Source organism: Kocuria rosea (genome assembly GCF_023715525.1).
GTDB lineage: Bacteria > Actinomycetota > Actinomycetes > Actinomycetales > Micrococcaceae > Kocuria > Kocuria rosea_A.
This window is the reverse complement of record NZ_JAMBOG010000009.1, coordinates 30,784-42,061: the sequence shown is the minus strand read 5'-3', so window position 1 is coordinate 42,061 and position 11,278 is coordinate 30,784. Positions and strand designations below refer to the sequence as shown.

The 11,278-nt window shown below is 73.4% G+C and carries 11 protein-coding genes; 6 read left to right on the top strand and 5 right to left on the bottom strand.

The window, feature by feature from the left end; translation table 11 throughout:
* The first annotated feature begins 8 nt into the window (after positions 1-8).
* The 5 genes from M3185_RS08240 (at position 9) to M3185_RS08220 (ending at position 4,644) form a co-directional block, all read left to right on the top strand.
* Complete coding sequence (locus M3185_RS08240; RefSeq protein ID WP_251333185.1) at positions 9-992, top strand: NAD(P)H-quinone oxidoreductase; 984 nt, start codon at positions 9-11, stop codon at positions 990-992.
* Between the two features lie 127 nt (positions 993-1,119).
* Positions 1,120-3,456 (top strand): carbon starvation CstA family protein, encoded by a 2,337-nt coding sequence (locus tag M3185_RS08235; RefSeq protein WP_251333184.1) that lies wholly within the window; start codon positions 1,120-1,122, stop codon positions 3,454-3,456.
* Positions 3,449-3,673, top strand: a complete 225-nt coding sequence (locus M3185_RS08230; RefSeq protein ID WP_251333183.1) for a YbdD/YjiX family protein — start codon at positions 3,449-3,451, stop codon at positions 3,671-3,673. Before M3185_RS08235 ends, M3185_RS08230 begins: the two co-directional genes overlap by 8 nt.
* Positions 3,674-3,776: 103 nt before the next feature.
* Positions 3,777-4,277, top strand: coding sequence for a hypothetical protein (locus M3185_RS08225; RefSeq protein ID WP_251333182.1), 501 nt, complete (start codon positions 3,777-3,779; stop codon positions 4,275-4,277).
* A gap of 16 nt (positions 4,278-4,293) precedes the next feature.
* Positions 4,294-4,644: a hypothetical protein gene (locus tag M3185_RS08220; protein WP_251333181.1), complete on the top strand. Its 351-nt coding sequence runs from the start codon at positions 4,294-4,296 to the stop codon at positions 4,642-4,644.
* Positions 4,645-4,657: 13 nt separating this feature from the next.
* On the opposite strand, the gene M3185_RS08215 is transcribed toward M3185_RS08220, so the two are convergent.
* The 5 genes from M3185_RS08215 to M3185_RS08195 form a co-directional block, all read right to left on the bottom strand.
* Positions 4,658-5,287 (bottom strand): glycosyltransferase family 2 protein, encoded by a 630-nt coding sequence (locus M3185_RS08215; protein ID WP_251333180.1) that lies wholly within the window; start codon positions 5,285-5,287, stop codon positions 4,658-4,660.
* A gap of 359 nt (positions 5,288-5,646) precedes the next feature.
* Positions 5,647-6,078, bottom strand: a complete 432-nt coding sequence (locus M3185_RS08210; protein WP_251333179.1) for an ATP-binding protein — start codon at positions 6,076-6,078, stop codon at positions 5,647-5,649.
* Positions 6,071-6,403, bottom strand: a complete 333-nt coding sequence (locus M3185_RS08205; RefSeq protein ID WP_251333178.1) for an STAS domain-containing protein — start codon at positions 6,401-6,403, stop codon at positions 6,071-6,073. The genes M3185_RS08210 and M3185_RS08205 overlap by 8 nt, the downstream gene beginning before the upstream one ends.
* Entirely contained in the window at positions 6,387-8,342 is a 1,956-nt protein-coding gene (locus tag M3185_RS08200; RefSeq protein WP_251333177.1) for a glycosyltransferase family 2 protein, read from the bottom strand. The genes M3185_RS08205 and M3185_RS08200 overlap by 17 nt, the downstream gene beginning before the upstream one ends.
* Entirely contained in the window at positions 8,339-9,442 is a 1,104-nt protein-coding gene (locus tag M3185_RS08195) for a PP2C family protein-serine/threonine phosphatase (RefSeq protein ID WP_251333176.1), read from the bottom strand. The genes M3185_RS08200 and M3185_RS08195 overlap by 4 nt, the downstream gene beginning before the upstream one ends.
* Positions 9,443-9,521: 79 nt before the next feature.
* On the opposite strand from M3185_RS08195, the gene M3185_RS08190 reads away from it, so the two are divergent.
* Positions 9,522-11,225, top strand: a complete 1,704-nt coding sequence (locus M3185_RS08190) for a sensor histidine kinase (RefSeq protein ID WP_251333175.1) — start codon at positions 9,522-9,524, stop codon at positions 11,223-11,225.
* The last annotated feature ends 53 nt before the right edge of the window (positions 11,226-11,278 follow it).

The following is an 11,278-nucleotide window of genomic DNA, read 5'->3' as shown; positions in this document are numbered from 1 at the left end:
GGCCCACCATGCGCGCAGTGCTCGAGACGACCCCGGGCGGACCCGAGGTCCTCGCCGTCACCGACGTCCCCGCCCCCGACCTCAGGCCCGACGGCGTGCGGATCCGCGTGCGCGCCGCCGGGATCAACCGGGCCGACGCCATGCAGCGCGAGGGGCGCTACCCGGTGCCGCCGGGCGCCTCCAGGATCTTCGGCCTCGAGGTCTCCGGCACCGTCCTGGAGCTCGGCCCCGAGGTCCCCGGCGACGCCGGGCTCGCGGTGGGCGACGACGTCGTGGCCCTGCTGGACTCCGGGGGCTACGCCGAGGAGGTCGTCGCACCGGCCGCCCAGGTCCTGCCCGTCCCCGCCGGGGTGGACGTCGTCGCCGCGGCCGGGCTGCCCGAGGTGTGCGCCACCGTGTTCTCCAACGTCTTCATGACCGCCGCGGCCCGGGAGGGGGAGACCGTCCTCGTGCACGGCGGCACCGGGGGGATCGGCACCAACGCCATCCAGATGTGCCGGGCGCTCGGGCTGCGCGTGCTCACCACCGTCGGCAGCCCGGAGAAGGCCGCGGCCGCCCGGGAGCTCGGCGCGCAGGCCATCGACTACCGCAAGGAGGACTTCGTCGAGCGGGTGAAGGAGCTGACGGACGGCCACGGCACCGACATCGTCCTCGACGTCGTGGGCGCCGCGTACCTCGGGCGCAACCTCGACGCGCTCGCCCTCAACGGCCGGATCGTCGTCATCGGCGCGCAGAGCGGGCGCCGGGGCGAGCTGGACCTCGGCACGCTCATGGCCAAGCGCGCCGCCGTCATCGGCACCACCCTGCGCTCCCGGCCCGCCGGGGAGAAGGCGGGGATCATGGCCGGCGTGCGGGAGCACGTGTGGCCGCAGGTCGAGGCCGGGCGGATCGTGCCGGTCGTCAACCGCACCTTCCCGCTCGACGAGGTCGCCCGGGCCCACGAGTACTTCGACTCCGGCACGCACATCGGCAAGGTCCTGCTCGTCCCCTGACCGCCCGGGGCGCCGGGGGACCGACATGAGGGCGGACATCCTGTGGCGCGGCTCACGGGGCGTCTAGACTCGGAGCGGATTTCTCGCAGAATCCACAGCTTCCCCCGACCACGTCTGGAGATCTCGGATGAGCACTTCCTACGGACCACCGTCCCCGGGCGGGGCCGGCGAACCCACCCCCGCCGGCCCTTTCACCGGCACCACGACGGCCACGGCGGGCGACCGCCCGCCCGCCGCCCTCGACCCCGAGGTCCTCGAGCGCGAGGACCGCCGGTGGACCCCCGGGAAGATCGCCCTGTGGGTCGCCATCGCCCTGGTCGGCGCCCTGGGCTGGTTCATGCTCGCGATCGCCCGCGGCGAGGCCGTCAACGCCATCTGGTTCGTCTTCGCCGCCGTGGCCACCTACCTGATCGCCTACCGCTTCTACTCGAAGTTCATCGAGAACAGGCTGGTCCGCCCGGACGACACCCGGGCGACCCCCGCCGAGTACAAGGCCAACGGCAAGGACTTCATGCCCACCGACCGCCGGGTGCTCTACGGGCACCACTTCGCGGCGATCGCCGGCGCCGGGCCCCTCGTGGGCCCCGTGCTGGCCGCGCAGATGGGCTACCTCCCCGGCACGATCTGGATCATCGTGGGCGTCATCCTCGCCGGCGCCGTCCAGGACTACCTCGTCCTGTTCTTCTCCATGCGCCGCGGCGGGCGCTCGCTGGGCCAGATGGCCCGCGAGGACCTAGGCGTGGTCGGCGGCACGGCCGCGATCGTCGCGACCCTCGCCATCATGATCATCATCACCGCGATCTTGGCCCTCGTGGTCGTCAACGCCCTCGGGGAGTCCCCGTGGGGCGTGTTCTCCGTGGCCATGACCATCCCGATCGCGCTGTTCATGGGCGTCTACCTGCGCTACCTGCGCCCGGGCAAGGTCATGGAGGTCTCCGTGATCGGGTTCGCGCTGCTGATGCTCGCGATCATCGCCGGCGGCTGGGTCGCCGAGAACGCGGCGTGGGCCGAGGTCTTCACCCTGGAGCGCACCACCATCGCGTGGGGCATCATCATCTACGGCTTCGTCGCCGCGATCCTGCCGGTGTGGCTGCTGCTGGCCCCCCGCGACTACCTCTCCACCTTCATGAAGATCGGCGTGATCGGGCTGCTGGCGATCGCCATCGTCGTCGTCCGCCCCGAGGTCACCGCCCCCGCCGTGGACGTCTTCGCGTCCCGCTCGGACGGCCCCGTCTTCCCGGGCTCGCTGTTCCCGTTCCTGTTCGTCACCATCGCGTGCGGGGCCCTGTCCGGGTTCCACGCGCTGATCTCCTCCGGCACCACCCCGAAGCTGCTCGAGAAGGAGCGGCAGGCCCGCTTCATCGGTTACGGCGGCATGCTCATGGAGTCCTTCGTGGCGATCATGGCGCTCGTGGCCGCGGTGACCATCGACCGCGGGCTCTACTTCGCCATGAACTCCTCCGCGGCCGTCACCCAGGGCACCGTCGAGGGCGCGGCCGCCTTCGTGAACTCCCTCGGGCTCACCGGGGTGAACGCCGACCCGGCCATGCTGCAGGCCACGGCCGAGGCGGTGGGCGAGGAGTCGGTGGTCTCCCGCACGGGCGGCGCGCCGACGCTGGCCGTGGGCCTCGCCAACATCCTGGCCCAGCTCTTCGGCGGGGGCGGGATGATGAGCTTCTGGTACCACTTCGCGATCATGTTCGAGGCGCTGTTCATCCTCACCGCCGTGGACGCCGGCACCCGCGTGGCCCGGTTCATGCTCTCCGACTCCCTCGGCAACGTGTTCCCGAAGTTCAAGGACACCTCGTGGCGGGTGGGCGCCTGGCTCACCACCGCGATCATGGTGGCCGGCTGGGGAGCCATCCTCTACATGGGCGTGACGGACCCCCTGGGCGGGATCAACACCCTGTTCCCGCTGTTCGGCATCGCCAACCAGCTCCTCGCGGCGATCGCGCTGGCGGTGTGCCTCACCATCGCCGCCAAGCGCGGGTCCTTCCAGTACCTCTGGATCATCGCGCTGCCGCTCGCGTTCGTCACCGTGATCACCGTCTACGGGTCGATCCTGAAGATCTTCTCGCCCGTACCCGCGGTGGGCTACTGGGCGCAGAACAGCGCGTTCCGCGCCGCGAAGGCCTCCGGCGCGGAGACCTTCGGGACCGCCAGGACCCCCGAGGCGATCGACGCGGTCATCCGCAACACCTTCATCCAGGGCTCGCTGTCCATCCTGTTCGTGGTGCTCGCGGTGATCGTCATCGTCACCGCGCTGCTGCGCACCGCCCAGGCCTTCGCCCACCGCGGCGACCCGGAGCACCCCTCCCGGCACGACACCGAGGACCCGTACCGCCCGGCGGAGATGTACGCCCCCGCGGGGCTGGTGGCCTCGCCCCCGGAGAAGGAGCTCCAGCGGCAGTGGGCGGAGTACCACCGGGCGCACCCGCGGCCGCGCAGGCACAGCCATGGGTGACGCCACCCTGCTGCGGCAGGAACTGCGGCACCTCCTGCGGCGGGTCACTGACGCGCTCGGCCGGGCCGGCCGGAGCGTGCTCACCGCCGACAAGTACGAGCACTACCTGAAGTACCACGCCTCGACCGGGTGCGAGCACCCGCCGATGACCGAGGCCGAGTTCTGGCGCGACTACCACGCGTGGCAGGACGACAACCCGCAGGGCCGCTGCTGCTGACGCGGCGGCCTCCGCCGACGGCGGCCCCGGACCTCCCGGTCCGGGGCCGCCGTCCGTCCGGCAGGGGAGGGCGCCGCCGCCGCATAGGATGAGATGTCTGCTCATGAAAGGATCACCCGTGGGATTCCTGCGCGACTACCGCGCCGCTCGCCGCGACGAGGCCGAGCTCGGTCTGGGCGTGTGGCGCCGCGCCCACGACCGGTTCCGCCGGGGACTGGACCGCTTCCACCAGATCCTCGAGACCCTGCCCGACAAGGCGCTCGCCCAGGCGGTCGTGCCCACCGCCAACGCGCTGGCCGACCTGCTGCCGGAGGTCCGCGACGTGTGCGTCGCCGCCCACCGCACCGCCCCGAGCAGCGGCACGGACATCCCCGCCTCCACCGGCGGCTACCTCAACGACGTCCACCGCGAGCTCTCCCGGGCGGGCAACGCCATGGCCCAGGCCGCGGAGGCCCTCACCATGGCGCGGTTCGTGCGCGACGACGGCGACCACCGCCTCGACGCCGTGGTCCGGCGTGCCGAGGCGGTGCGCGAGCACGTGGAGCGGGCTCGGGAGCTGCTGCAGGACGGCGCGGCCTCAGGGCTGGACCCGACAGCGTACTGATGATTGGATGGGCGGCATGAGGACAACCGGATTCGACTACCGTGCCGCCGACGACGAGTTCGACGCCCGCTGGTCCCGCGCCCGGCTCGGCCGACCGGGTGCGGGGGGCCCGTACCCGGGGGCTCCCGGCTACGACCTGCCCGGCTACCACCGCGGCGGATACGGGCGCGGAGGATACGGGCGCTGGGCGGGCGGACCCCGCCCGGGCTTCCGCATGCTCCCGTTCCCGTCCTACTCCACCCGCACCCGCCGCGGGACCAACGTCTCGGTGGGCGGGTGCTGCCTGCCCATCCCCATCGGCTGCCTGACCACCACGGTCCTGGCCGCGGCGACCGCCGTGGTCGTCGGGCGCTCCGGCCGCTCCTGAGCGCCCGGCCGGCTCAGCGGCCGGCGACCGCCACCGCGTGCTGCGGCACCCGGGCGTTCTCCCGTTCGTCAGCGGCCTCCTGCGCGCCGGCGACCTCCCGCACCGCAGCGGCCTCCGCCGCCGGGACGGTCTCGGCCCCCACGGGGCTCGAGAGCCGCCAGCCGACCGTCTCGAGGTCGAGGGCGAGGCGCACCTGCCCCGTCACGGGGCCCTCGTCGTAGTAGCGGCCGAACGCGCGGTGGACGTCTTCCAGCGCCTGCCACCGGACCAGGGCGGCGGAGCCGGTCCCGGCGCCGCGCCGGGCGGCGACGGCGCCCACGTTGCGGTCGCCGAGCGCCGCGACGGCCTGCTCCAGGAACCCGGACGGCAGCTCCGCCTGCGCGTCGAGCACCAGGACGAGATCCGCCGGTCCCAGTCGCACCGTCCCCAGGGCCTGGTTCAGCGCCCCGGCCTTCCGGTGGGCGTTGTCGACGGTGAGCAGCACCTCGGCGCCGGACCGCAGCGCCGAGTCCACGGTCGAGTCCGTGGACTCGTCCGAGATCACGAGGACGCGCTCCGGCGGCCGGCTCTGGCCGCGCAGGGCCGCGACGGCCCGCTCCACGCCCGCCCCCTCGTTGTGCGCGGCAATGATCGCGGTGATCATGATGAACTCCTCCGGACTCTTCGGCCCGTGCTCCGTCCCGGCGGTGCCGGACGTCCGGAGCCGGTCTCCCCCCGGCCGGACGTCCTCGTCAGGAGCTTCCCCCACTGGACTTCCTGCACCCCACTCTAGGCGCCGCCTCCGACTGTTCACAGAGGCAAATGCGGGGACAGCGCCTCCGCCGCGCCTGTCCCCCAGGCGCCGGTGCCATGCATCTGCATTCTCTCCTCAGTGGCTTCTGACGCATCCCGTCGGCCGGCAGACCGGTCCCGGTCCTCGTCCCCGGCGCCCCCGTGGCGCCGGGAGCTCGTGCCGAGCCCGTCGGCCCTGCTCGTGCTCGCCCCCCCCGGTCCTGACCGCGGCTAGGCCGGGTCCGGACCGCACTCCCGGCACAGCTCCCACACGTTCGTGTCCCCGTGGCGCTCGAAGACCACCCGGCTCACGAGGGCCTGGATGAGGGCGAGGCCCCGCCCGGACTCGTCGTCCGCCGCCGGCATGGCCCCGCCCAGGTCGACCTGCGCCGGGGCGGCGCCGATCTCGTAGATGGTCGCCTCCAGCCGGTGCGGGCCCGCGGCGAGGTCCACCTCGAGCTCGATCGGGGCCTCCGCCGCCGGCACGGCGTGGACCACGACGTTGCCGGCGGCCTCCACGACCGCGAGGGCGAAGGCCATCCGGTCGGTCTCCGGGACGTGGCCCGCGGCGTCCCAGAGGGCCTCGAGATCGCCGTGCAGGGCGTCGACGGTCTGGGCCGTGGCGGGCCCGCGGCGGGAGCGGCGGGCCGAGGGCTCAGTCACCGGCGAACGCCTCGTCGGCGCTGGCGTAGGGGGTGAGCACCCGGTGCATGCTGGTCAGCTCCAGCACCATCCGCACCTGCGGGCTGACGTTGGCGATGCGCAGGTCGCCCCCGGCCTGGCGGGCCAGCTTCAGGCAGCCGATGAGGGCGCCGAGGCCGGACGAGTCCATGAACTCGGTCCCGCCCAGGTCGACCACCACGTGGGTCGACCCGTCGGCGACGACGTCGGCCACCACCTCGCGCAGGCGCGGGGCGCCCACCATGTTCAGCCGGCCGGTGCCCGTGATGTGGGCGAACGTCGGTTTCTGCTCAACCGTGAACTGCATCGGCATTCCTCTCCTCGGGGACGGACCCCTTGTACTTGGCGGCGGTGATCAGCACGCTCAGGACCACGAGGTCGACTGCGACCCAGGCGGTGCTGACGAGCGTGCCGAGAAGGTCGTTGAAGCCCAGCGCGGCGCGCACGACGCCGACGACCAGGGCGACGCCCAACAGCCCCATGGCGATCAGCTGCGGACGGATCAGGCGCCAGGGCGGCCCGCCGTCCTGGCGGGCCTCCGGGGTCACGGCCCGGCCCAGGGGCCGGCCGAACCACACGCTGCGCGCGGCCGTGGTGCAGGCCTTGATCCAGGTCGGGAACAGCGCCAGGCTGTACTGCCGACCGCGCCAGGTGGGGATGCCGCGGGCCACCACGACGAGCAGCAGCTGGCTGGCGACCATGAAGGGGACGAACCGGACGAAGAAGTCCGTACTGAGGCTCGTGACCGGCAGGACCCCCAGCACGAGGTAGAGGATGGGCGCGGCGATGTAGACCACGGCCGCGAAGCCGGCCAGGCAGCTCCACATCGTGGCGAAGTACATGAGCCGCTGTCCCCAGGTCATCCTCCGCTGCACGAGGGGGTTCTCCCGCAGCAGCACCTGCATCGTGCCCTGGGCCCAGAGCAGGCGCTGGGTGAGCATGGTCCTGAGGTCCTCCGGGGCCAGCCCGTGGGCGAGGACCTCGTGGTGGTACACGCTGCGCCAGCCGAGGCCGTGCAGGCGCATGGAGGTGGCCATGTCCTCGGTGACCGAGATGGTCGCCAGCGGCGCCACCGGCTGGACCTCGCCGGGCCGGTCCACGGACACCGCCTCGAGCACCTCCCGGACGGGCTCGACGGAGGCCAGGGGGGAGAGGTCGCGGCGGGACATCCGGTCCACGGCGGCCTCGAGCTCCTCGGGCCAGACCATCCCGCTCTCCGGGGGGAGTTCGAGCGCCGCGATCTCGGCGAGGTCCGCCTGGATGGCCGTGAAGTCCTGGGTGACCGTCCGTCGCGCGGCGGCGTCCACGTCCCGCTGCAGCCGATAGGTGATCTCGGTCAGCGGGGTGCCGGCACGCAGCCCGGACCGGGCCCGGGACGTGGCGGCCTCGATGTCGTCGAGCATGCCAACGACGACCGGATCGGCGGCCTCCGGCGACCGGCGGGCCTTCCGGAGGGCGGCGCGGGCGCGGGCGAGGGACTCCCTGACGTCCCGCTCGACCTCCCGGACGTAGCCCGTGTGGCCCAGCTGCATCAGCGCCTCCCGGCGCAGGATCGCGTTGGAGCCGCAGAAGAAGGCCGCGTTCCAGCCGTCCTTGCCCTGCTGGAGCGGGCCGTAGAACAGCGGGGCCTGGCTGCCCAGCGGGTCGCTCTCGGGCACGTTGACGAACCACTGCGGGGTCTGGACCAGGGCGACCTTGCGGTTGTTGAAGTAGCCCAGGGTCCGGTCGAGGATCTCGGGCTTGGGGACCTGGTCGGCGTCGAGGATGAGCAGGAACTCGCCCTGGGTCATCATCAGGGCGTTGTTGAGGTTGCCGGCCTTGGCGTGGCGGGGCCGGTCCGCCCAGTCGGCGCTGCGGGTCAGGTAGCCCAGCCCGTGCTCGGCCGCGAGCGCCTCGAGCTCGGGGCGGGCGCCGTCGTCGAGGATCCACGTATTGTGCGGGTACCGGATCGCCTGCGCGGCCAGGGCGGTGCGCAGCACGAGTTCCGGCGGCTCGTCGTAGGCCGTGACGAACACGTCCACCGTGGCGCCCGCGGGCGGCGGGCCCGCCGGGCCGCGGCGCTCGGGCCGCCAGACCGTCAGGCCGAAGAGCGTCACACCGATGAGGCTGTAGGTCTCGGCCAGCACCAGCGGCACGGCGATCCACCACGCGGACCAGTTCAGCGACTCCAGCCACCGCCACGCCACGTAGTTGACGCCCAGCAGGACGGTCAGGAGGACGACCAGCCGGACGAGGACCCGGTTCACGGACCGGCGCCGGGGCGGCGGCGCAGCACGACGGCGGTGACGTCGTCGCTCGCGCCCTGCCCCGGGACCATGCCGAGGAGCGCCTCGCAGGCGACGCGGGCGTCCGCGTGGGCGGTGACGGAGGCGGCGACGGCGCGCGCGGCCTGCTCGACGTCGTCGAAGACGTCGAGCATTCCGTCGCTGACGACAACGAGCGCGTCCCCGGGGCCCAGCGACACGCGCCCGGGCACCCACCCGCTGCCGGGCACGGCCCCGACCGGAGGACCGCTCGGCGGGAGCCGATCCACCCCGCCCGCGTGGACGTGCAGGCCCAGCCCGTGGCCGGCGTCGACGTAGTCGACGACCCCGCTCTCCGCGTCGAGCCGGGCCGAGAAGACGGTGACGAAGGACCCGGACTGCTGCAGGTCCTGCTCGAGGTGGCGGCCGGCGTCGGCGAAGGCCTCGGCCAGGTCCGGCAGCGGCGCCGTGGAGCGCATCACCGCGCGCACGGTGGCGGCGATGAGAGCGGCGCCCATGCCCTTGCCCATGGCGTCCGCGACCGTCAGCTGCACCCCGTCCCCGGCGGCGTGCCAGTCGAAGAAGTCCCCGCCCACGCTGCGGGAGGGCCGGCAGGCCCCGGCGAGCTCGTAGCCGGAGACCGCGGGGGTGCCGAGCGGCAGGAGGCTGCGCTGGACCTCGGCGGCCCGGCGCAACTCCTCGGCGTCGGCCTGCTCGGCCCGCCCCCGCGGGCGGCGGAACATCGCCTCGATCCGCGCCTGCAGCTCGCGCGGGCTGAACGGCTTGCTGATGTAGTCGTCGGCGCCCAGCTCCAGCCCGCTGAGCCGGTCGGCCTCGCCGGGCCGCGCGGTGACCATGAGCAGGTAGGCGTCGGAGAACTCGCGGACCCTGCGGCAGACCTCCAGGCCGTCGAGATCGGGCAGGTTGAGGTCCAGGGTGATGAGGTCGGCGCCCCCGCGGCGGACCGCCTCCAGCCCTTCCTGGGCCGTGGCGGCGGTCGCCACCGTGAAGCCGCGCATGCGGATGGTCTGGGCGAGCAGGTTGCGGATGTCGTCGTGATCCTCGATCACCACGGCACGGCGACCCTGGGGGGAGGGGGTCATGGCTCAATTAAGCCGCTAATCTTTGCGAATGTCACCCCGACCCCCGCGAGGTGGCCAAAACTTCGTCGGAGGACCCGCCGTGGACCGCATCCTCAACGCCTTCGTCCTCAACAAGGTAAGCTTCCACACCCTCTCCCTGCGCGGCCGGGTGGTGCTCACCCAGCTGCCGCTGTCCGCGACCATGCTCTTCCTGCTGCTGGGCGTGTGCGTCTTCCACCGCCCGGTGCTGGCCGAGCCGCTCTTCCAGCTGTCCATGCTCCTGAACGCCGTCCTGCTGCTGCTGTGCTTCGCCGTTCCGTGGGACCGGCTGCCGTACCCCAGCTTCCTCGTCGTGCCGGTGCTGGACTTCGTGCCCATCGGCCTGCTCCGCGAAGGGGTGGGGACCAGCCTGACGGGGGCGGGCCTGCTGGCCACCTTCCCCGTGATCTGGCTGGCCGCCTCCGGGCAGCTGCCCCGCCTGGCCGTTCCGCTCGGCACCCTGCTGACCCTGGTGATGGTGTGGCTGCCGCTCTTCGTGCGGGATGTGCCGCTGACCGCGGACACCCTGTCCAACCCGCTGCTCGTCCCGTTCATGATGCTGGCCATCGGGCTCACCGTGCAGGTGCTGGACCGGAGCATGGAGCAGCAGAAGGCGGAGCTCGAGGCGAAGGACGAGCGGCTCGAGGGCCTGCTCGCGCAGAGCGCGCACCGGGAGCGGCTGCTCCACGCGATCGTGGAGGCCGTGGACGTGGGGGTGCTCGCCGTCGACGCCGACGGCCACGACATCCTCATGAACCGCCGGCAGCGGTGGATCCACGAGCTGGCGCTGCCCGACGGGGTCCACGACGGCGCGGAGGCCGACCTACTGGTCTACGCGGACGGCGAGGGGACGCCCCTGCCGGCGGAGGACCGTGCGGCGGCGCGGGCCGTGCGCGGGGAGTCCTTCTCGGACTACCTGGTGTGGACCGGGCGGCCTCCCGCCCAGCGCGTGCTCTCCGTCTCGGCCCGGCCGATGCACGACGAGCACGGCCGCCCGGAGGGCTCCGTCCTCGCGTTCAACGACGTCACCGACCTCGTCGACGCGCTCCAGGCCAAGGACGACTTCCTGGCCGGGGTCTCGCACGAGCTGCGCACCCCGCTGACCTCCATCCGGGGCTACACCGAGCTCCTGGCCATGGACGACCAGCTGCCCGGGCACGTCCGCTCCGGTCTGGAGGTGGTCGAGCGCAACGCGGACCAGCTGCTCGTCCTCGTGGAGGACCTGCTCGGCACGGCGACCCGCGTGCTGGAGCTGCAGCCGGTGCGCACCGACCTCGTGCAGGTCGTCCAGCAGTCCGCCGCGGCGGCGGAGCTGCGGGCGGCCGAGGCGGGCGTCGACCTGCGCGCCGAGGTCCCGCCGCGCCTGGAGCTCGTCTGCGACCCCGTGCGCATCGGCCAGGTCCTGGACAACCTGCTGTCCAACGCGATCAAGTACTCCCCGGGCGGCGGACCCGTGACGGTGCGGGTGTCCCCGGCCGGCGGCGCCGTGCAGGTGCAGGTCGCCGACCGGGGCATGGGCATGCGCCCCGAGGACGCCGAGCACGTCTTCGGCCGGTTCGTGCGCAGCCACAACGCCCGGATGAGCGCCATCCCGGGACTGGGCCTCGGGCTGGCCGTGGCCCGGGAGATCGTCGAGCACCACGGCGGGACCATCCGGTGCGAGAGCGCCCTGGGGAAGGGAACGGTCTTCACCGTCACGCTGCCGCTCGACGGCCCCGCCGCGGCGCCCGCCGGTGAGCGGGAGCCCGTCCGCGGCACCGCGTGAGGCCGGGCCTGCCGCCGGAGCGACGAAGGCTCCGGTCCCTGGCGGGACCGGAG

Coding starts and splice junctions, on each gene's coding strand:
- M3185_RS08240 (WP_251333185.1), top strand. CDS start 9: ATGCGCGCAGTGCTCGAGACGACCCCGGGCGGACCCGAGGTCCTCGCC.
- M3185_RS08235 (WP_251333184.1), top strand. CDS start 1,120: ATGAGCACTTCCTACGGACCACCGTCCCCGGGCGGGGCCGGCGAACCC.
- M3185_RS08230 (WP_251333183.1), top strand. CDS start 3,449: ATGGGTGACGCCACCCTGCTGCGGCAGGAACTGCGGCACCTCCTGCGG.
- M3185_RS08225 (WP_251333182.1), top strand. CDS start 3,777: ATGAAAGGATCACCCGTGGGATTCCTGCGCGACTACCGCGCCGCTCGC.
- M3185_RS08220 (WP_251333181.1), top strand. CDS start 4,294: ATGAGGACAACCGGATTCGACTACCGTGCCGCCGACGACGAGTTCGAC.
- M3185_RS08215 (WP_251333180.1), bottom strand. CDS start 5,287: ATGATCACCGCGATCATTGCCGCGCACAACGAGGGGGCGGGCGTGGAG.
- M3185_RS08205 (WP_251333178.1), bottom strand. CDS start 6,403: ATGCAGTTCACGGTTGAGCAGAAACCGACGTTCGCCCACATCACGGGC.
- M3185_RS08195 (WP_251333176.1), bottom strand. CDS start 9,442: ATGACCCCCTCCCCCCAGGGTCGCCGTGCCGTGGTGATCGAGGATCAC.